Origin of the sequence: Brevundimonas subvibrioides ATCC 15264, from assembly GCF_000144605.1 — a bacterium.
GTDB lineage: Bacteria > Pseudomonadota > Alphaproteobacteria > Caulobacterales > Caulobacteraceae > Brevundimonas > Brevundimonas subvibrioides.
The window spans coordinates 347073-366198 of the sequence record NC_014375.1 but is presented as its reverse complement, the minus strand read 5'-3'; the positions used below and the strand labels follow the sequence as shown (position 1 = coordinate 366198).

Genomic DNA, 19126 nt, shown 5'->3' with positions numbered 1-19126 from the left:
ATTGCTCGTGTCCGCCTCTCCGACCCGCTACGACCCCAAGACCGCCGAACCTCGCCAGCAGGCCCGCTGGACGGAGGCGAACGCCTTCGTCACCCGGGATACCGGTCGGCCAAAGTACTATGTCCTTGAAATGTTTCCCTATCCTTCAGGGAACATCCACATGGGGCACGCCCGGAACTATGTGATGGGCGACGTGGTCGCCCGTCACAAGCGCGCCCAGGGATACGACGTCCTGCATCCCATGGGCTGGGACGCCTTCGGCATGCCGGCCGAGAACGCCGCCATGGAACGGGGCATCCATCCCAAGGGCTGGACCTACGACAACATCGCCCAGATGCGCGCGCAGCTGAAACTGCTGGGTCTGTCGCTGGACTGGAGCCGGGAGTTCGCAACCTGCGACCCCGAATACTATGGCAAGCAGCAGGCCTGGTTCCTGGAGCTGTACCGGCGTGGCCTGGTCTATCGCAAGGACGGCACGGTCAACTGGGACCCGGTCGACAACACCGTCCTGGCCAACGAACAGGTGATCGACGGACGCGGCTGGCGCTCCGGGGCCCTGGTCGAGAAGCGCAAGCTGAACCAGTGGTTCCTGCGGATCACCGACTATGCCGACGACCTGATCGAGGGGCTGAAGACCCTGGACCGCTGGCCCGAGAAGGTCCGCCTGATGCAGGAAAACTGGATCGGCAAGTCCAGGGGCGCCACTGTCTGGTGGGACTTCGCCGAGGCCCCGGCCTTCCTGCCTGCCTCGCCCGAAGGCGAGCCCAATCATGCCCGCGATCCGATCGAGGTCTATACGACCCGGCCCGACACCCTGTTCGGAGCCAGCTTCCTGGCCCTGGCGCCCGACCACCCGCTGACCAAGGCGATCGCCGAAAACCGTCCCGACGTCGCCGACTTCGTGAAGGCCTGCGCCCAGACCGGAACCAGCGAAGCCGATATCGAAAAGGCGGAGAAGCTGGGCATCGACCTGGGAATCCGCGTCCGCCACCCCTTCGACCCCGCCCGCTCTGTGCCGGTCTGGGCGGCGAACTTCGTCCTGTCGACCTATGGGTCGGGCGCCATCTTCGGCTGCCCCGGCCACGACCAGCGCGACCTGGATTTCGCCCGCAAATACGACCTGCCCGTCGTGCCCGTGGTCCGGCCGGACGGGGCCGAAGACGTCGAGATCGGCACCGAGGCCTATGTCGGGCCGGGCCGGATCTTCAACTCCGACTTCCTCGACGGCCTGTCGGTCGAAGAGGCGAAGGCGGAGGCCATCGCCCGTCTGGAGGCCTCGGACTACGGCAAGGGCACGACCATCTACCGCCTGCGCGACTGGGGCGTGAGCCGCCAGCGCTACTGGGGCTGCCCCATCCCGATCGTCCATTGCGCTGCCTGCGGCGTGGTCGAGGTTCCCACCGATCAGCTGCCCGTCGTCCTGCCCGACGACGTGACCTTCGACGTCCCCGGCAATCCGCTGGACCGCCACCCGACCTGGAAACATGTGGCCTGCCCGTCGTGCGGGGCCGATGCGACGCGCGAGACCGACACCCTGGATACCTTCGTGGATTCCAGCTGGTATTTCGCCCGCTTCACCGATCCGACGGCGGCCGAGCCGATCAACAAGGACGCCGCCGACCGCTGGCTGGCCGTGGACCAGTATATCGGCGGGGTCGAGCACGCCGTGCTGCACCTGCTCTATGCCCGGTTCATCACCCGCGCCCTGTCCGACGCGGGCATGCTGTCGGTGAAGGAGCCGTTCGCCGGCCTGTTTACACAGGGGATGGTGGTCCACGAGACCTATCGCCGGGCCGACGGCGCCTGGGTCGAGCCGACAGACGTCGATCTGACGAACACCGCCGGTGTTCGCAGCGCCCGGCAGGTGTCCACGGGCGAGACCCTGGTCATCGGCGACATCGAGAAGATGTCCAAGTCCAGGAAGAACGTCGTCGCGCCCCAGGAAATCCTGGATTCGCACGGCGTCGACGCCGGCCGCCTGTTCGTCCTGTCCGACAGCCCGCCCGAGCGCGACGTCCAGTGGACCCCCGGCGGGGTGGAAGGGGCCAGCCGTTTCGTCCAGCGCGTCTGGACCCTGTTCGACGGCTTCGACGGTTCGGCGGCGGGCGATCCCGCGCAGGACGCCGCCCTGCTCAAGGAAACCCACAAGGCCATCAAGGCCGTGTCCGAGGGGGTCGAAGGCTTCCGCTTCAACTCCGCCATCGCCAAACTCTATGCCTTCGTCGCCACGCTGCGCGATCACGACGCGGCCTCCGGGTCGGCGCGACGCGAGGCCCTGTCGGCCCTGGCCCGGCTGATCGCCCCCTTCACGCCCCACCTGGCCGAGGAAGGCTGGAGCCGTCTGGGCGAAACCGGCATGGTGCTGGATGCCCCCTGGCCCGTGTTCGACCCGACGCTGGCGGCCGATGACGAAGTCGTCCTGCCTATCCAGATCAACGGCAAGCGGCGAGGCGAGATCACCATGCCGCGCGGCGCGGATCCCACGGCCGTCGAGGCCGAGGCGCTCGCCAATCCGGGCGTTCGCGCCTATCTGGAGAGCCAGGGTCAATCCATCCGCAAGGTGATCGTCGTGCCGGACCGCATCGTCAACCTGGTCGCCGCATGAGCCGGCCCGGCCATCGCGGCGCGTGGACGGCTTCGGCTGTTCTGTCCGTCTCCGTGCTTCTGGCGGGATGTGGATTCACGCCCCTGTACGGGGACACGGGAGCGTCCGGATCGCTGTCGCGTATCGCGGTGACCACCCAGGACGACCGTCTGGGCTATCGCCTGCGCGAACAGCTTGAGGACGCCCTGGGATGGGATCGGGGCACCGCGCCCCTCTATCGTCTGGAAACCACGGTCGAGCAGAGCCGGCGTCCGCTGGGCCGCCGCATCGACGATACCGCCACGCGCTATGAGCTGACGGTGCGCGGAGGCTGGACCCTGACCCCCGCGTCGGGCGGGACGCCTCTGACCGGGACCCAGACCGTCACTACCACCTATGCCGCGGCGGACCAGCCCTATGCGGCCATCGCGGCCCAGCAGGACGGCGAGGACCGCGCCGCCGCCGAACTGGCCCGGATGATCCGTCTGGACCTGATGCGGGCTCTGGCCGGCCAGTGATCCCCCTCTCATGATCCTGGCCAAGCGGCCCGAGGTGGACCGCTTCCTGGCGCGGCCCGACGCCGGGATCCGCGCGGCCGTCATCCACGGCAAGGACCGGTCGGGCGTGGCCGAACGGGCGGAGATCCTGTGCAAGGCCATCACGCCCGATCTGAACGACCCCTTCAACGTCACGGTCCTGACCGACAGCGACATCGACGGCGACGAGGCCCGGCTGGAAGAGGCCCTGACCGCGCTCAGCATGATCGGCGGTCGTCGGCTGGTGCGGGTCCGTCTGGGGGCGGACAAGGCCTCGATTGACAAGATGCTGGCCGCCGCGCTCAAGACCCACGGCGAGGGCGGCTACAATCCCGACGCCATGCTGGTCATCGAGGCGGGTGCCCTGGGCCGCGACTCCGTCCTGCGCAAGGCCGCCGAGGCGGGCAAGGCCTCGGTGGGCATCGCCTGCTACGAGGACGAGGCGGGCGACATCGCCCGGATGACGCGCGAGGCCCTGGCGGCCGACAAGGTCGGGCTGACGTCGGACGCCCTGGCCGTCTTCGTCGCGCGCCTGCCCAAGGAGCGCGGCCTGATGCGCCAGGAAATCGAGCGGCTGGCGCTCTACGTCGGTCCCGGCTCCGGCCGCACGATCGACGTCGAGGAACTGGACGCCCATCTGGGCGTGGAGGCGGACGCCTCGCTGGCCGATGCGGCGCTTCAGGCGTTCGGCGGCCGGCCGGCTCCGGCCCAGAGTGGCCTCCGTCGCGCCCTGGCCGAGGGCGAGAGCGCGGTCATGGCGGTGCGCTCAGCCTCGATCCACCTCGGAAAACTTCGCCGGATCAATGTGTTGCAGGGATCCGGAGCCGGAGCCAAGGAGGCGGCCAAGGCCGCCGGCGTATTCTGGAAACAGGAGGCCGAGATGCTGCGTCAGGCCCGGGCCTGGCGGCTCGAGGAACTCGACGTCGTCCAGGACAGCGTCAACACCGCCGACGTCGCCACCAAGACGACCGGCCTGCCCGAACATCTGATCGCGGAACGGCTGCTGCTGGAGATCTCGGCGCGCGCCCGGCGGCTGGGGCTGTAGGGCCCACCGCCCGCCCGCGTCAGCCCCGCTTCGACGCCTTTCGGAAGGCGGGCTTGGCCAGGGCCGCGTTCTTGGCCGCGACGGCGCGTTCCTCGGACTTGCCGCCGGACATGCCGGCATGAGCAGGCGTATTGGCGTTGGCCTTCTTGGCGGCCAGGACGCGTTTCAGGGCTTCGGATGCGGTTTCGGGCGTGTCGGTCATGCGCCGACCCTAGCACACTTGCCGGATCAGGCCTTCATCAACCGGCGGCAAAGGTCGTCCAGCTGTTCCAGGCTGGCATAGGACAGGGTCAGCTCGCCCTTCCCGCCCCGGTCGGCCAGCGCCACCTTCAGACCGAGCGCATCGGCCAGGTCCTGTTCCAGCGCCGCCGTGTCGGGCGAAGCCGGTGCCGACCCGGTGCCGCCTGCTCTGGGCCTGGCGGTCGCGGGTCCCTGGGCCGCTCGCCTGGCCAGGGCCTCGGTCTGGCGGACGTTGAGGCCGTCGCGCTCGACCTGGGCCGCCAGGGCCCCGGGGTCGGGCGCGGTGATCAGGGCCCGGGCGTGACCGGCGCTGAGGAGACCGCGGCGTACGAAGTCCAGCACCTCCTCGGGCAGCTGGAGCAGCCGCAGGGTGTTGGCCACGTGGCTGCGGCTCTTGCCCACGATCCCCGCCACCGCGTCCTGCGTACGGCCGAACCGCTCCATCAGCAGGCGATAGGCGTCGGCCTCTTCCAGCGGATTGAGGTCCGTGCGCTGGACGTTCTCGATGATCGCGACCTCGAAGACCTCGATGTCGTCCATCTCCCGAACGACGATCGGCACCTCGGTCAGGCGCGCAGCCTGCGAGGCGCGCCAGCGCCGCTCGCCGGCGATGATCTGCCAGACGCCGTCCTCGCCGGGCTGGGTCCGGACGAGGATCGGCTGCAGCACGCCCTTGTCCCGGATCGAGGCCGCCAGCTCGTCCAGATCGGCTTGGGCGAAGATCTTGCGGGGTTGGTCGGGGTTGGGCTTGAGGCTTTCGATCGGGGCCATCTGCACGCCGCCGGGCAAGGGCCGGCCGCCGCTGACCGGCACGGGCGTTTCGGCGACGGGTTCTCCCATCAGTGCCGACAGACCGCGACCCAGACCTCTTTGACGTTCAGACAATATATTGATTCCGTTTCGTTATCAGGCAGCAGCCAGGGATTTCAGACGACGGCGCTCCCGGCCGACGACTTCCTTGGCGAGACGAAGATAGGCCTGACTGCCGGTGCATTTCAGGTCGTAGATCAGGACCGGCTTGCCGAACGAGGGCGCCTCGGACACCCGCACGTTCCGGGGGATGACGGCCTCGTAGACCTTCTCGCCGAAATGGGCCCGGACGTCGGCCGCCACCTGCCCCGACAGGGCGTTGCGCCGGTCGTACATCGTCAGGACCAGGCCCTGGATCTCGAGCGACGGATTCAACGATTGACGGACCATTTCGATGGTCTTCATCAACTGCGTCAACCCTTCGAGGGCGAAGAACTCGCACTGCAACGGAACCAGCACCCCGTCCGCCGCCGCCATGGCGTTGAGCGTGAGCAGGTTCAGCGACGGCGGGCAATCGATCAGGACGTAGTCATACCCGGCGCTACCGTCCTCGCCCTGACGCGCCAGCGCGTCACGCAGACGATAGGACCGCCTGTCTGCCTGGCTGAGTTCGATCTCGACCCCTGACATGTCGGCATCGGCCGGAATGATGTGAAGCCCCGGAACGGCCGTCGGTACGGCGGCGTCATGCACGGACCGACCGTCGACGATCACGTCATAGATGGTGATCCGCCGTGTTTCACGTGGAACACCCAGACCCGTGGACGCATTGCCCTGCGGGTCCATGTCCACGATCAGGACCTTCTCCCCGATCGCGGCCAGGGCCGTGCCCAGGTTGATCGCGGTCGTGGTCTTGCCCACCCCGCCCTTCTGGTTCGAGACGGCGAGGACGCGGGCGGTCTTGGTCTTGCTAGCCACGGCGTTTGGCGCTCCGGACGGTCACGATGCGCCCGCGCGGGTCGCTGCGCGAGACGGTGAGATCGGCGTCCACTTGCCAGACCTTTGCCGCCTCCTGCAACTCAAGCTCTGCCTTCTCTCCCTTGAGAAACAGCCCTTGTGCACCGCGCGACAGATAGGGCTGTGCATAACCCAGAAGCTTGTCCATCGGGGCGACCGCCCGGGCCGTCACGATGTCGACCTTGAGCGCCTGCTCCTCGGCGCGGCCCCACACCACGGTTGCGGGAAGTTCGAGTTCATCGACGATCGTCTGCAGAAACCGGCAGCGCTTCTGCAGGGAATCGATCAGCCAGACATGCGAGCCCGGGCGACCCTTGGCCAGGATCGCCAGCACGACGCCCGGAAACCCGGCACCCGCGCCCAGGTCCGCCCAGGTCTTTCCGAAACCCGCCAGATCGACCAGCTGGGCCGAGTCCCAGGCGTGCCGGCTCCAGAAATCGGGCAGGCTGTCCGGACCCACCAGGTTCATCACGGCATTGGCCTCGGTCAGCATGACGCGAAACCGTTCGAGGTCGGCCATCCGCTCGGGCCAGGCCCCGGTCAGGGCCCGAAACTCGTCCGCGGTCATCAGGCGGCGACCGATGTGCGTTTCACGTGAGACAGGAGAGCCGTCAGGGCCCCCGGCGTCACGCCCTCGATCCGCCCGGCCTGCCCCAGGGTCCGGGGCTGAACCAGCGACAGCTTCTCGCGCACTTCGTTCGACAGGCCGCCGATCGCCGCATAGTCCAGACTGGCCGGAAGCGTCAGCGCCTCCTCCCGGCGCAGGGCCTCGGCCTCGGCGGTCTGGCGATCCAGATAACCGGCGTAGCCCGCGTCGATCTCCACCTGTTCGCGGATCGCGACCGGCCATGACCCGATAATCGGCCAGGCCGTTTCGAACTGTGTCAGGTCGACCCCCGGATAGGCCAGGAGATCGCGCATCGAGCGGCGCTGGCCGTCCGCATTGACCGCGATGCCGAGCGCCTGCGCCTCGTTCGGGGTGAAGCGCGTATCGCGCACCAGAGCGGTGGCCTCCGCAAGCGTGTCGGCCTTCGCTTCGAAGGCCGCCCGACGAGCTCCACACACGATCCCGGCGCCGATCCCGACGGGGGTCAACCGTTGATCCGCGTTGTCGGCACGCAGCGTCAACCTGTACTCGGCGCGGCTGGTGAACATCCGGTAGGGCTCGGTCACACCGCGCGTGACCAGATCGTCGATCATCACGCCGATATAGGCCTGGTCCCGCCCCAGCACGATTTCCGGGGATCCCGCGGCGGCGCGGGCGGCGTTCAACCCGGCGATCAACCCTTGAGCGCCCGCTTCCTCATACCCGGTCGTACCGTTGATCTGTCCGGCCAGATAGAGACCCGGCCGGCGCTTGACCTCCAGCGCCGAGGTCAGCTCGCGCGGATCGACATAGTCATACTCGATGGCATAGCCGAAGCGGAACACCTCGACCGCTTCCAGCCCCGGCATGGTGCGCAGGAAGGCCATCTGGGTTTCGGGCGAGACCGAGGTCGAGATGCCGTTGGGATAGACGGTCGGGTCGTCCAGTCCCTCGGGTTCGAGGAAGACCTGGTGCGAGGTCTTGTCGGCGAACCGCACGACCTTGTCCTCGATCGAGGGGCAGTAGCGGGGCCCGCGACCCGTCAGGTGGCCGCCGTAGACAGCGCTCTCCCCGAGATTGGCGGCGATGATCGCGTGGGTCTGTTCCGTGGTCTGGGTGATGCCGCAGGCGATCTGGGGCACCGAGATCCGATCGGTCAGAAAGCTGAACGGCACCGGCTCGGCATCGGCCGCCTGCATTTCCAGACGGTCCCAGCCGATGGTGCGCCCGTCCAGGCGCGCGGGCGTGCCGGTCTTCAGCCGGCCCATCTTCAGCCCCGCGCCATACAGATCCCGGGCGAGACCCGTCGAGGGCGCTTCCCCGTGGCGGCCCGCCGGCGTCCGGACGTCGCCCTGATGGATGACCCCGTTCAGGAATGTGCCGGTCGTCAGGACGACCGCCCCGGCCCGGAGGTCGAGGCCCTCCCCCGTCGTGACGCCGACGACGCGGTCGCCGTTCAGCATCAACGCCTCGGCGGTCCCCGCCATCAGGGTCAGGTTCGGGGTGCCCGCCAGTTCGGCCTGCATGGCCTCGCGGTACAGGCGCCGGTCGATCTGGCTGCGCGGTCCCCTGACCGCCGCGCCCTTCGACCGGTTCAGCATCCGGAACTGGATGCCCGACACATCGGCCAGCCGGCCCATCAGCCCGTCGAGCGCATCGATCTCGCGCACCAGATGGCCCTTGCCCAGGCCGCCGATCGCCGGGTTGCAGCTCATCTCGCCGACGGTCTCGAGCTTCTGGGTCAGGAGCAGGGTCCGCGCACCGGTCCGGGCGGACGCGGCCGCGGCCTCGCAGCCGGCGTGGCCGCCGCCGATGACGATGACGTCGAAGGAGTGAGGGGAAGGCATGGCGGGGACATAGGCGAAACCGGCCCCGAATGCCACTCCACCTCCGGCGAGAGATCGCATGAGCCGCCCACCCTCCGTCGCCGGGCGGCCTTTAACCCCAATGTTTCACGTGAAACAGCCGGCCGCCGACCAGGCCTATTTGCCGATGCAGAAGGTCGAGAACACCTCGCCGAGAATATCCTCGACCCCGATCGCCCCCGTCACCCGGCCGAGCGCATCGGCCGCACGGCGCAGGTCCTCGCCGGCGAGCTCCGGCGCACTGCCAAGTCGGGCCCTGCCGGCCTCGACCGACGCGAGCGCCTCGACCAGCCGTCGTCGATGTCGCTCTCGGGTGACCGCCGGAAAATCGGCCCCCGCCAGATCCCGGATCAGGCGCGCCTCGATCGCGGCCCGCAGGTCGGACATCCCTTCGCCGGTCGTCGCGCTGACGACGAGCCCGCCGGCCGCAGGGTCCCGCGCGCCGAGATCGGCCTTGGTCCAGACCACGAGATCCTGTGGGGTCGTGAACATCGCGGCATCACCTTCGGGATCCCCGGGAGCGCGCACCCAGAGGCGGAGATCGGCGGCTTGGGCCCTCGCCCGTGCCCGACGGACGCCCTCAGCCTCCACCGGATCGGCGCTGTCCCGCAGCCCGGCCGTGTCCGACAGCGTCACGGCATAGCCGCCCATGATCAGATCGGCGTCCAGCACATCCCGCGTCGTTCCGGCGATCGGCGTGACGATCGCGGCCTCGCGCGCCACCAGGGCGTTGAACAGCGCCGACTTGCCCGCATTGGTCTCGCCGATCAGGACGATGCGATAGCCTTCCCGGACCCGTCGCCCGCGGTCGGCATCCGCCAGGGCAGCGTTCAGCGCCTCGCTCAGGCCGTCGAGCACCGGACCGGCCGTCTGCGCCAGATGGTCCGGCAGTTCCTCGTCGGGAAAGTCGATCTCCGCCTCGACAAGGGCCAGGGCCTTCAGAAGATCGCGGCGGAACCCCGCATAGGTCTGGGACAGGGCGCCCTCGAGCTGCCCCAGCGCCTGACCGGCCTGGGCCCGGGTCTCGGCGTCGATCAGGTCCGCGACCGCCTCGGCCTGCGCGAGGTCCATCCGTCCGTTCTCGAAGGCGCGACGGGTGAACTCTCCCGGATCGGCAGGACGAAGGCCGAGCGCGATGAGCGCACTGCTCGCCGCTTCCACGACCGCCCGGCCCCCATGCAGATGGAGCTCCGCGCAATCCTCGCCGGTGTAGCTTCCCGGTCCGGGGAACCTCAGAACCAGGGCCTGGTCGATCACGTCTGGTCCCTGACGCAGGGTTCTCAGCGACGCGACCCGGGCACGGACGGTGCCGGCGCCGAGGGCCGTCAGGGCCGCATCGGTGTCCGGACCGGACAGGCGCAGAATGGCGATCGCGCCCCGGCCGGCCGGGGTCGCCAGCGCGAAGATGGTATCAGTCACCGTCGGTCAGGCCTTCGGGGCCTGGGTGACGACCGACATCATCTGGCGGAATTGATCCTGGGCCTGCAGGCCGAAGCTGGTCCAGGTCTTCATCAGCTCTTCCGGCTGCATGGCGGTGATGTTGGCATCCATCCGCGTCTTCATCTCATTGACCAGATGCTCGTTCAGGACCGTGACGTCCGGAAGGCCCAGAAAGGCTCGAGCTTCCTCCGGTGTGCACTCGGCCTCGATCTTGACTTTCATCATGGCGCTCCAACGTTTGAGCGCCCGTCATAGGCCGATCCGGTCGGCCAAAGGAACCCTCATGACCCACACGATGCGCGCCATCCGGTTGAGCAAGGCGGGGGGTCCCGAGGTCATGGAGGTCGTCGCGGTCGAGGTGCCCACGCCCGGTCCGGGACACGTCCTGATCCGTCATGAGGCCGTCGGCCTGAATTTCATCGACATCTACCAACGCACGGGCCTGTATCCCCTGAGCTATCCCAGTGGCCTGGGACGGGAGGGCGCCGGGATCGTCGAAGCGATCGGCGAGGGCGTGACCCGCTTCAGCGTGGGCGATCGCGCCGCCTACGGCACCGGCGACGTTGGGGCCTATGCCGAGGCTCACGTGGTCGACGCCGGCCGGGCGGTTCGGGTCCCCGCCGCCATTCCGCTGACGACGGCCGCGGCCGTGATGCTCAAGGGGATGACGGCCGAGTTCCTGGCGCGGCGCGTGTTTCACGTGAAACAGGGGGATGCCGTCCTCGTCCACGCCGCTGCGGGTGGCGTGGGCCTCATCCTGTGCCAGTGGCTCCAGACCCTGGGCGTGACCGTGATCGGTACTGTGGGCGATGAGCACAAGGCCGACCTGGCCCGCGCGCATGGCTGCGATCATGTCATCCTCTACCGGCGCGAGGACATCGTGGACCGGGTCAAGGCGATAACCCACGGCGACGGGTGCGCCGTCGTTTACGACTCGGTGGGCAAGGATACACTCGACGCGTCGCTCGCCAGCCTGCGACGCCGGGGAATGCTCGTCAGCTTCGGCAATGCGTCCGGGCCCGTTCCGCCCGTCGAGCCGCTGCGACTGTCACGCGGCGGCTCGCTGTTCCTGACGCGACCGACCCTGTTCGACTATGTCGCCACTACGGAAGAGCTGGACGACAGCGCCGGTGCCCTGTTTGCGCTGATCCAGTCGGGGGCGATCAAGGTCGAGATCGGCCAGACGTTTCCGCTCGACCGCGTCCGCGAGGCCCACGAGGCCCTTGCCGGGCGACAGACGACAGGTTCGACGCTGCTGATCCCGTGACCGTGTCCTCCCCATCGCCGTGCGACAGGGAGGAGACGGCATTACGTGTTCATCGACTGGAAGAAGTCGGCGTTGTTCTTGGACTGGCGCAGCTTGTCGAGCAGGAACTCGATCGCGTCCTGCGGACCCATGGGGTTCAGGATGCGGCGCAGGACATAGGTCTTGGTCAGCTGGTCCTTCGGCGTGATCAGCTCTTCCTTGCGGGTGCCCGACTTCAGCACGTCGATGGCCGGGAAGATGCGCTTGTCGGCGACCTTGCGGTCCAGCACGATTTCCGAGTTGCCGGTGCCCTTGAACTCCTCGAAGATCACCTCGTCCATCCGCGAGCCCGTGTCGATCAGGGCGGTGGCGATGATGGTCAGGCTGCCGCCCTCCTCCACGTTCCGCGCCGCGCCGAAGAACCGCTTGGGCCGCTGCAGGGCGTTGGCGTCGACGCCGCCCGTCAGGACCTTGCCCGAGGACGGCACCGTGGCGTTGTAGGCGCGGCCGAGGCGGGTGACCGAGTCCAGCAGGATGACCACGTCGCGCTTGTGCTCGACCAGGCGCTTGGCCTTCTCGATGACCATCTCGGCGACGGCCACGTGACGGGTCGCGGGCTCGTCGAAGGTGGAGGCTACGACCTCGCCCTTCACGGTGCGCTGCATGTCGGTGACTTCTTCCGGCCGCTCGTCGATCAGCAGGACGATCAGGGCAACTTCCGGGTGGTTGGCCTCGATCGACTTGGCGATGTTCTGCAGCATCACCGTCTTGCCGACCCGCGGCGGGGCCACGATCAGGCAGCGCTGGCCCTTGCCGAGCGGGGCGACGATGTCGATGACCCGGCCCGACCGATCCCGCAGCGTCGGATCCTGGATTTCCATGATCAGGCGCTCATTGGGATAGAGCGGCGTGAGGTTGTCGAAATTGACCTTGGTGCGGACCGTCTCGGGGTCCTCGAAATTGATGGTGTCGACCTTCAGCAGGGCGAAGTAGCGTTCGCCCTCGCGCGGGCCCCGCACCGCGCCGTGGACGGTGTCGCCCGAGCGCAGGCCGAAGCGGCGGATCTGGGACGGCGACACATAGACATCGTCCGGACCCGGAAGATAATTCGCGTCGGGCGAGCGCAGGAAGCCGAAGCCGTCGGGCAGCATCTCCAGCGTGCCGGAGGCGATGATCTCGACCTCTTCGTCGGCCAGGGTCTTCAGGATGGCGAACAGAAGGTCCTGCTTGCGCAGGTTGGAGGCGTTCTCGATGTCCAGCTGCTCGGCGAAGGCCACCAGCTCGACCGGCGACTTGTCGTTCAGCTCCTGCAGCGTGATCCGGCCGGACGGGACGACGGATTCGCCTTCGTCCTCGGCGTCGTCGCCGATGTCGGCCGCGACGTCGGCGTCATTGGCCCCATCGGCCTGGGAGGTGTCGGCCGGAGCCGCGTCCTCGGTCGCTTCGGGCGTCAGGGTGTCGAGCGCCTCGGCTTCGGGGCTGTCGTTCGGGGTATCGCGCACGTCGGTCATGTCGGAACTCGGGATTCACGCCGTCTCGACCCGGCGTCGGATGACGTCAGGCGGGGACGATTGGAAGGGTGTGGCCTGTCGGCCGGAGGGGGAGCGTCGGGTCCAAGGGCGGCATCTGCCAGCGATCGGTCGGCGCGAAGAGAAGGGCAGCGCCGCGGACGACGCCTCGCCACCAGCGAAACCACGAAACACCCCCGGGGGTCAACCGCGCTCGACCCGTGTCGCCGCGCGAGCGACGCGTTGGCAGCCGTCTAGAAGGTCCACTCCGTGGTGACCGACAGCACCATGACGATGGCCAGGACGAACGGCACCTCATTGGTCATGCGCCAGAATTTCGAGGTCCGGACCGACGTTCCGGCCAGGATCTTCTTGCGCTCCGCCACCAGATAGAAATGCCAGCCCAGCAGGAGGACGACCCCGATCAGCTTGGCCACCATCCAGGGCTCGGCCAGGAAGGCCGCGCCGCGGGCCTGGACGTCCAGGTGGATCAGCCACAGGCCGAAGATCAGGGACAGACCCATGGCCGGATGAAGGATGATCTTCAGCATCCGGCCCTGCCACAGCCGCAGCAGGGTCCGCATCTCCGTGTTCAGCGGTTCCGGCTTGTCCGCCTGTTCGGCGTCATAGGCATAGAGCCGGGGCAGGAACAGCAGGCCCGCCATCCAGGCGATGACGGCCAGGATGTGCAGGCCACGGGCGAGATCGTAAAGGTTCATCCCGAACTCCTAAGCGGCCTGCTTTTGCGCCTGACAGGGGCAGGCCTTCCAGCGGCCCTGGCACCCGGGACCCGCCGGCGCGATCCCTGTGCGACCCAGGCTGTCGTTCACCGCATCGGCGAGGCCGTCGATGAACAGGGGACTGACCCCGACGGCGGGCACACGCAGATAGGGGTGAACCCCGGCCTCGTGCGCCAGTTCGCCGTATTCAATATCCAGCTCGACCAGGGTCTCGATGTGTTCGGAGACGAAGGCGATGGGGGTGACGACCAGCCCGATGCCCTCGGCTCCGGCCGCACGAATGGCCTCGGGCGTCGAGGGTCCCAGCCATTTCAGCGGCCCGACCCGGCTCTGGTAGCACAGCAGCCAATCCGTCAGCCCGGCCGCCTCGGCCACGGCCGCCACGGTCGCCTCGACCTGTTCCTGATAGGGATCGCCGTCCTTCTCGACCAGCTTCTCCGGGATCCCGTGGGCGGAGAACAGGACGCGGACCGGCCGGCCCGGATGATCACGCTCGGCCTCGGCCAGCTTCAGCCGGATGCCTTCGGCCTGGGCCGCGATCCAGCCCTCGGCGCGCGGATAGCAGCAGATCGTCCGCGTCCGGCCCGATCCGGCATAGGCCGCGTTCCAGGCTTTCAGCGAAGACCGGGTCGTGGTCGTGGAAAACTGCGGATAGAGCGGCAGCAGCACGATCTCGTCCGGCCCCCAGGCGGCCACCTCCACGGCGGCCTCCTCGGTCAGGGGGTGCCAGTAGCGCATGGCCATGAAGCTGCGGACCTCGTCACCGGGCAGGCGGACCGACAGGGCCGCGTCCAGGGCGTCCATCTGGGCCTGGGTCTCGCCCTTCAGCGGCGAGCCCCCGTTGGAGTCCATCATCGCATAGTTGGCCTGGGCGCTGGCCTCGCGCCGCGACGAGATCAGCTTCGCCAGCGGCGTGCGGAACAGGCCCGGCAGGCCGATGATGGCCGGATCGTTGAACAGGTTGAACAGGAACGGCTTGACGGTGGCCGCATCGTCCGGCCCCCCCAGATTGAAGAGCACGACGGCGATACGACGACCCGACCGCTGGCTCCCCGGGCTTGCGTTCACTGCGCGCCGATCCGCTTCAGAACCTGCTCGACGTGAGCGATCGGCACGTCCGGCAGGATGCCGTGGCCCAGGTTGAAGATCCATGGGCCGGAACCCCAGGCTTCCACAAGCTGATCCACCCTGCGGTCCAGCGCCGCACCGCCGACCCGGAGCAGCAGCGGATCGAGGGCTCCCTGGATCGGCTTGATCGCCTGGACCAGTTTTCCGCGTTCCAGCGAACACGCCGTATCCAGCGCCACGCCCTGGACATCGACCTCGCGGGCATAGCGGTCGGCATGGAGCGCCGACCCGCGCGGGAAGCCGATCAACGGGACGGTGACCCCGAGCTCGCGCACCCGGCGGACCAGGGCCTGATGGGGTTTGAGCACCAGTCGCTCGAAAAGGTCGTCCGGCAGGCCCTCGGCCCAGCTCTCGAAGATCTTCAGGGCGTCGGCCCCGGCATCGGCCTGCATCTTCAGATAGCGGGCGGTGGCCTCGACCAGAACCGCCAGCACCTCATCGACCTTTTCAGGTTCGGCATAGGCATAGGAGCGGGCCGTGGCGCGTTCGCCCTTGCCGATCGTGTTGTGGTGGCCGTCCAGCATGTAGGTGGCCACGGTCCAGGGCGCGCCCGCGAAGCCGATCAGGGCCCGTTCCGGCTCCAGCTGGCTGCGCACGAGGCTGAGGGTCTGGCCGACCTGATGCAGGTATTGCCCCGCGCCTTCGGCGAGCTCCTGCATCCGGCCGACGCTCGGCATCAAGCCCAGACGGGGTCCCTCGCCGGTTTCGAACCAGACGTCCTGCCCCAGGGCCTGCGGGATCAGCAGGATGTCGGCGAAAACGATCGCCGCATCGAAGCCGAACCGGCGCATGGGTTGCAGGGTCGCCTCGGCCGCCATCTCCGGATTCAGGCAGAAGGCGATGAAGTCGGGGGCCTCGGCGCGCAAGGCCCGGTACTCGGGCAGATACCGACCGGCCTGGCGCATGAACCAGACGGGAGGACGCTCCAGGGTCTCGCCCTGCAGGACACGGATCAGTGACGGCGTGATGCTCATGACCTTGGCTTTACGCAGGCTCGCGCATCCCCTCAAGCCCACGCCCTCCTCCTTATTCCAATGAGAATCATAAAAGGAATGGAGGAAGACAGCAGGAGGCGGGACGGCGGGGACAAAGCGCCGGGTTCCGGCGTTCCGGCCTCGCTTTTCCACCCCGGCAGTCCGGCGGCCGAAGCCACGGATGAAAGCCGGTGGAAACCGGGGATAATCCTTAATCAATCCTTAACCCGCCGGGCCCCGGGCCGGGCTGGAGCGCGGTCGATCGATGTGTGCCGTTTACGTTTCGTTAAGGATTTCCCCAGGCGTTTCGCCCGCCGGCGCTTGCCTCGGGATGATCGGCCGCGAAACCCGGTGTTGGTCCCGTCTTGTCCCGGCTCGCAGACCTCGTGGTGCCGCGCTATAGACATCCATGCCCGTGGCCGGACCGCGTGGCGCCCCGACCGTTCCACAGGAATCCGCGCCATTCGCCTGCTCTCGATCTTCGTTATCCCGCGCCGGAGACCGGCGTGAGCCCGGTCCGTTCCGCGGGAGGCTCGCGGCTGGCGACCTATTTCCACGTCCATCTCGTGTCGGACTCGACCGGAGAGACGCTGAACGCCATGGCCAAGGCCGTGACCGCGCGGTTCGACGGGGTCATCCCCATCGAACACATCTATGCTCTGGTGCGATCCGACCGGCAGATGGACCGTGTGCTGGACGAAATCGCCACCGCCCCCGGCGTGGTCCTGCACACCATCGTGGATCGCGACCTGAGGGCCCAGCTGGAGGCGGGCTGCCGCGCCCTGGACATTCCCCATATCGGGGCCCTGGACCCGCTCGTCGGCGCCCTGTCCCGCTATCTGGGCGCCGCCCTGTCGACGCGGGTGGGGGCCCAGCACGCGCTCGACCATGACTATTTCAACCGGATGGCGGCGCTCGACTACGCCATGGCGCACGACGACGGTCAGGGTTCGGCCGAACAGCTGGAAGGCGCCGATGTGGTGCTCGTGGGCGTCAGCCGCACATCCAAGACCCCGACCTGCATCTATCTGGCCCATCGGGGCGTCCGGGCCGCCAATGTCCCCCTGGTGCCGGGTCAGGAGGACGGGGAACGTCTGGTCGGCCTGAAGAACCCGCTCGTGGTGGGTCTGACCGTCTCGCCCGACCGTCTGATCCAGATCCGCCGGAACCGGCTGGACGGGCTGAATGCCACCCATACCTCGTCCTATGTCGAGCCCGACGCGGTGCGCGACGAGACGATCAAGGCCAAGCGGGCCTTCGAGCGACGCGGCTGGCCGACGATCGATGTGACCCGCCGGTCGGTGGAGGAGACGGCCGCCGCCATCCTGAACCTGCTGAACGAACGCCGCACCAAGACCGTCGGGGTGTCCTGGTGACGGGGACTTCGTCCCCCGAACGGCTGGTCCTGGCCTCGCGCAGCGCCGCCCGCCGGGCCATGCTGACCGGCGCCGGCGTGCCCTTCACCGCGGTCGATGCCGGCGTCGACGAGGACGCCATCAAGGCGTCCCTGGCCGGCATCGATCCCGCCGATCTGGCACTGGAGCTGGCGCGGGCCAAGGCGCTGGCGGTCTCGCGCCATGATCCGGAGGTCTGGGTGCTGGGATCGGACCAGACCCTGGATCTGGAAGGCACGATGGTCTCCAAGGCCCCGGACCTCGACGCGGCGCGCGCCCGCCTGAAGACGATGCGGGGCAAGACCCACCATCTCAATTCGGCGGCGGCCCTCGCGCGGGATGGGGCGGTGGTCTGGTCCGGCGTGCATACGGCCCGGATGACGATGCGGTCTTTCTCGGATGGCTTCCTTGACGAGTATCTGGCGGCCGAGGGCGAGGCCCTGCTGGGCTCGGTCGGGTGCTACCGGCTCGAGGGCATGGGATCGCAGCTGTTCGACCGGGTCGACGGCGACTATTTCACCGTCCTGGGCATGCCGCTGTGGCCGGTCCTGGACGAACTGCGCCGCGCCGGGGTGATCGCGACATGAGCCCCCGGTCCGTGACGGGCTCCCGCCTGACCGGGGCCGCGCGGGTCGGCGGCATCGTCGGCAATCCCGTCGCCCATTCGCTCAGTCCCGTCATCCACAACGCCTGGCTCGACGCGGCCGGACTGGACGCGACCTACGCGGCGTTCGCGCCCCGGGACCCCGCCGGTTTCGACGCCCTGGTCGCCTTCGGTCGCGCAGGTCTGCTGGCGGGGGTGAATGTCACCGCGCCCTTTAAGGAACAGGCCTTCGCCAGCGCGGACACGGTGTCGGAGACGGCGCGCGCCGGCGGATCGGCCAATATCCTGGTCTTCCGGGCCGGACAGGTCCTCGCCGACAGCTCGGATGGCGAAGGCCTCCTGCGGGCCCTGGCGCAGCAGGCCCCCGGGCTTTCGTTGCGGGGATCGATCGTGGTCATGCTGGGGGCCGGCGGGGCCGCCCGGGCAGCGGTGGCGGCCCTGAGCGGGGCGGGGGCGACCGTCCGGATCGTCAACCGCACGCGCGAGCGGGCCGAGGCGCTCGCCGCGGACCTGGGCGGATCGGTCGAGGTCGGCGACACGGCCACGGCGTTCACGGGGGCCGCGCTGGTGGTCAATGCCCTGAGTGTCCGGCCGGAGCTCGATCCGGCGACCCTCGATCCGGCGACGGTGGTGATGGACATGACCTATCGGCCGGTGCGCACGGCCTTCCTGCAGGCAGCACAGGCCGCGGGCCTGACCACGGTCGATGGCCTGGCCATGCTGATCGGCCAGGCCGGGCCGTCGTTCCGGGCGATCTTCGGCGTGGAGCCCCCCGATCTCGACCTTCGGCCCCTGTTGCTGGCGCATCTGGGAGAGACGGCGTGATCGTGCTGGGCCTGACCGGATCGATCGGCATGGGCAAGTCGACCACCACGGCCATGTTCGCCGATCACGGGGCGCTGGTCTGGAACGCCGACGATGCGGTCCATGCCCTTTATGCCCGGGGCGGGGCGGCGGTGGAGCCGGTCGGGGCGGCCTTTCCCGGCGTCGTGGTCGACGGAGCCGTCGACCGGACGCGCCTGGCCGAGGCCCTCGGGCGGGACGACACGGCCTTCCGGCGGCTGGAATCGATCGTCCATCCCCTGGTCGGCGCCGGACGGCTGGCCGATCTGGAGGCGGCGCGCGCGGCCGGCACGCCGCTGGCCGTGCTGGACATTCCCTTGCTGTTCGAGACCGGCGGCGACCGGGCGGTCGATGCCGTCGTGGTGGTATCGGCACCTGAGGCGGTCCAACGCGCCCGCGTCCTGGCCCGACCCGGCATGACGCCGGAGCGCTTCGAGGCCATTCGCGCCCGACAGGTTCCGGATGCGGAAAAGCGCCGCCGCGCCGACTTCGTCGTCGACACGGGCGAAAGCCTGGAGGCGACCCGCGCGCGCGTCGCCGAAATCGTGGGGATGGTTCTGTCGCCGGACTGGAAACGACCGGCGCGGACACTTTCACCCGCCAGCGAAACACCCCACACATAGGCC

Annotated in this window: 19 protein-coding genes; 8 read left to right on the top strand and 11 right to left on the bottom strand. The window is 68.8% G+C overall.

Going from position 1 to position 19126, the window contains the following annotated elements:
• Window positions 1–7: 7 nt before the first annotated feature.
• Genes leuS through holA form a run of 3 tightly spaced genes read left to right on the top strand, consistent with a single transcriptional unit; the run spans window position 8 to window position 4165 of the window.
• Window positions 8–2605 carry a leucine--tRNA ligase gene (gene leuS / locus BRESU_RS01890; RefSeq protein WP_013267794.1) on the top strand — a complete coding sequence of 866 codons (2598 nt, stop codon included), beginning with the start codon at window positions 8–10 and terminating at the stop codon, window positions 2603–2605.
• Complete coding sequence (lptE, locus tag BRESU_RS01885) at window positions 2602–3102, top strand: LPS assembly lipoprotein LptE (protein ID WP_013267793.1); 501 nt, start codon at window positions 2602–2604, stop codon at window positions 3100–3102. The genes leuS and lptE overlap by 4 nt, the downstream gene beginning before the upstream one ends.
• A gap of 10 nt (window positions 3103–3112) precedes the next feature.
• Window positions 3113–4165 (top strand): DNA polymerase III subunit delta, encoded by a 1053-nt coding sequence (holA, locus tag BRESU_RS01880; RefSeq protein WP_013267792.1) that lies wholly within the window; start codon window positions 3113–3115, stop codon window positions 4163–4165.
• A 19-nt stretch (window positions 4166–4184) separates the two neighbouring features.
• Here holA and BRESU_RS01875 read toward each other — a convergent pair whose 3' ends face one another.
• From BRESU_RS01875 to BRESU_RS01845, 7 genes are all read right to left on the bottom strand, one after another.
• Entirely contained in the window at window positions 4185–4367 is a 183-nt protein-coding gene (locus tag BRESU_RS01875; protein WP_013267791.1) for a hypothetical protein, read from the bottom strand.
• 26 nt (window positions 4368–4393) lie between these two features.
• Window positions 4394–5290: a ParB/RepB/Spo0J family partition protein gene (locus BRESU_RS01870; protein WP_050762445.1), complete on the bottom strand. Its 897-nt coding sequence runs from the start codon at window positions 5288–5290 to the stop codon at window positions 4394–4396.
• 21 nt (window positions 5291–5311) lie between these two features.
• On the bottom strand, window positions 5312–6133 hold the full coding sequence (locus BRESU_RS01865) for a ParA family protein (protein WP_013267789.1): 822 nt from the start codon (window positions 6131–6133) through the stop codon (window positions 5312–5314).
• Window positions 6126–6740, bottom strand: a complete 615-nt coding sequence (gene rsmG, locus BRESU_RS01860) for a 16S rRNA (guanine(527)-N(7))-methyltransferase RsmG (RefSeq protein WP_013267788.1) — start codon at window positions 6738–6740, stop codon at window positions 6126–6128. The genes BRESU_RS01865 and rsmG overlap by 8 nt, the downstream gene beginning before the upstream one ends.
• Entirely contained in the window at window positions 6740–8605 is a 1866-nt protein-coding gene (gene mnmG, locus BRESU_RS01855; protein ID WP_041761874.1) for a tRNA uridine-5-carboxymethylaminomethyl(34) synthesis enzyme MnmG, read from the bottom strand. Before mnmG ends, rsmG begins: the two co-directional genes overlap by 1 nt.
• Window positions 8606–8740: 135 nt before the next feature.
• The gene (gene mnmE / locus BRESU_RS01850; protein WP_013267786.1) at window positions 8741–10042 is read right to left on the bottom strand and encodes a tRNA uridine-5-carboxymethylaminomethyl(34) synthesis GTPase MnmE; all 1302 of its coding nucleotides are present in this window, start codon (window positions 10040–10042) and stop codon (window positions 8741–8743) included.
• 6 nt (window positions 10043–10048) lie between these two features.
• Window positions 10049–10285: a DUF6489 family protein gene (locus tag BRESU_RS01845; RefSeq protein ID WP_013267785.1), complete on the bottom strand. Its 237-nt coding sequence runs from the start codon at window positions 10283–10285 to the stop codon at window positions 10049–10051.
• Between the two features lie 73 nt (window positions 10286–10358).
• Between BRESU_RS01845 and BRESU_RS01840 the strand changes: the two genes are divergently transcribed.
• Window positions 10359–11330, top strand: a complete 972-nt coding sequence (locus BRESU_RS01840) for a quinone oxidoreductase family protein (RefSeq protein ID WP_041761871.1) — start codon at window positions 10359–10361, stop codon at window positions 11328–11330.
• A 41-nt stretch (window positions 11331–11371) separates the two neighbouring features.
• Here BRESU_RS01840 and rho read toward each other — a convergent pair whose 3' ends face one another.
• The 4 genes from rho to hemE all read right to left on the bottom strand — a co-directional run bounded on the left by rho (window position 11372) and on the right by hemE (window position 15659).
• Window positions 11372–12820 (bottom strand): transcription termination factor Rho, encoded by a 1449-nt coding sequence (gene rho, locus BRESU_RS01835; protein WP_013267783.1) that lies wholly within the window; start codon window positions 12818–12820, stop codon window positions 11372–11374.
• A gap of 251 nt (window positions 12821–13071) precedes the next feature.
• Window positions 13072–13536 (bottom strand): CopD family protein, encoded by a 465-nt coding sequence (locus BRESU_RS01830; RefSeq protein WP_013267782.1) that lies wholly within the window; start codon window positions 13534–13536, stop codon window positions 13072–13074.
• A 9-nt stretch (window positions 13537–13545) separates the two neighbouring features.
• Window positions 13546–14625, bottom strand: a complete 1080-nt coding sequence (gene hemH / locus BRESU_RS01825) for a ferrochelatase (protein ID WP_013267781.1) — start codon at window positions 14623–14625, stop codon at window positions 13546–13548.
• The gene (gene hemE / locus BRESU_RS01820; RefSeq protein ID WP_041761207.1) at window positions 14622–15659 is read right to left on the bottom strand and encodes a uroporphyrinogen decarboxylase; all 1038 of its coding nucleotides are present in this window, start codon (window positions 15657–15659) and stop codon (window positions 14622–14624) included. The genes hemH and hemE overlap by 4 nt, the downstream gene beginning before the upstream one ends.
• Before the next feature lie 506 nt (window positions 15660–16165).
• Here hemE and BRESU_RS01815 point away from each other — a divergent pair.
• From BRESU_RS01815 to coaE, 4 genes are read left to right on the top strand one after another with little or no spacing between them, the layout of a single operon-like run.
• Entirely contained in the window at window positions 16166–17035 is an 870-nt protein-coding gene (locus BRESU_RS01815; RefSeq protein ID WP_013267779.1) for a pyruvate, water dikinase regulatory protein, read from the top strand.
• The gene (locus BRESU_RS01810; RefSeq protein ID WP_013267778.1) at window positions 17032–17640 is read left to right on the top strand and encodes a Maf family protein; all 609 of its coding nucleotides are present in this window, start codon (window positions 17032–17034) and stop codon (window positions 17638–17640) included. The genes BRESU_RS01815 and BRESU_RS01810 overlap by 4 nt, the downstream gene beginning before the upstream one ends.
• On the top strand, window positions 17637–18482 hold the full coding sequence (locus BRESU_RS01805; RefSeq protein ID WP_013267777.1) for a shikimate dehydrogenase family protein: 846 nt from the start codon (window positions 17637–17639) through the stop codon (window positions 18480–18482). Before BRESU_RS01810 ends, BRESU_RS01805 begins: the two co-directional genes overlap by 4 nt.
• The gene (gene coaE, locus BRESU_RS01800) at window positions 18479–19123 is read left to right on the top strand and encodes a dephospho-CoA kinase (RefSeq protein WP_013267776.1); all 645 of its coding nucleotides are present in this window, start codon (window positions 18479–18481) and stop codon (window positions 19121–19123) included. The genes BRESU_RS01805 and coaE overlap by 4 nt, the downstream gene beginning before the upstream one ends.
• The last annotated feature ends 3 nt before the right edge of the window (window positions 19124–19126 follow it).

Excerpts from the sequence above, each read along its gene's own strand:
- lptE (WP_013267793.1), top strand. The coding sequence starts at position 2,602 with ATGAGCCGGCCCGGCCATCGCGGCGCGTGGACGGCTTCGGCTGTTCTG.
- holA (WP_013267792.1), top strand. The coding sequence starts at position 3,113 with ATGATCCTGGCCAAGCGGCCCGAGGTGGACCGCTTCCTGGCGCGGCCC.
- BRESU_RS01875 (WP_013267791.1), bottom strand. The coding sequence starts at position 4,367 with ATGACCGACACGCCCGAAACCGCATCCGAAGCCCTGAAACGCGTCCTG.
- rsmG (WP_013267788.1), bottom strand. The coding sequence starts at position 6,740 with ATGACCGCGGACGAGTTTCGGGCCCTGACCGGGGCCTGGCCCGAGCGG.
- mnmG (WP_041761874.1), bottom strand. The coding sequence starts at position 8,605 with ATGCCTTCCCCTCACTCCTTCGACGTCATCGTCATCGGCGGCGGCCAC.
- BRESU_RS01845 (WP_013267785.1), bottom strand. The coding sequence starts at position 10,285 with ATGAAAGTCAAGATCGAGGCCGAGTGCACACCGGAGGAAGCTCGAGCC.
- BRESU_RS01840 (WP_041761871.1), top strand. The coding sequence starts at position 10,359 with ATGCGCGCCATCCGGTTGAGCAAGGCGGGGGGTCCCGAGGTCATGGAG.
- rho (WP_013267783.1), bottom strand. The coding sequence starts at position 12,820 with ATGACCGACGTGCGCGATACCCCGAACGACAGCCCCGAAGCCGAGGCG.
- BRESU_RS01830 (WP_013267782.1), bottom strand. The coding sequence starts at position 13,536 with ATGAACCTTTACGATCTCGCCCGTGGCCTGCACATCCTGGCCGTCATC.
- hemE (WP_041761207.1), bottom strand. The coding sequence starts at position 15,659 with ATGAGCATCACGCCGTCACTGATCCGTGTCCTGCAGGGCGAGACCCTG.
- BRESU_RS01805 (WP_013267777.1), top strand. The coding sequence starts at position 17,637 with ATGAGCCCCCGGTCCGTGACGGGCTCCCGCCTGACCGGGGCCGCGCGG.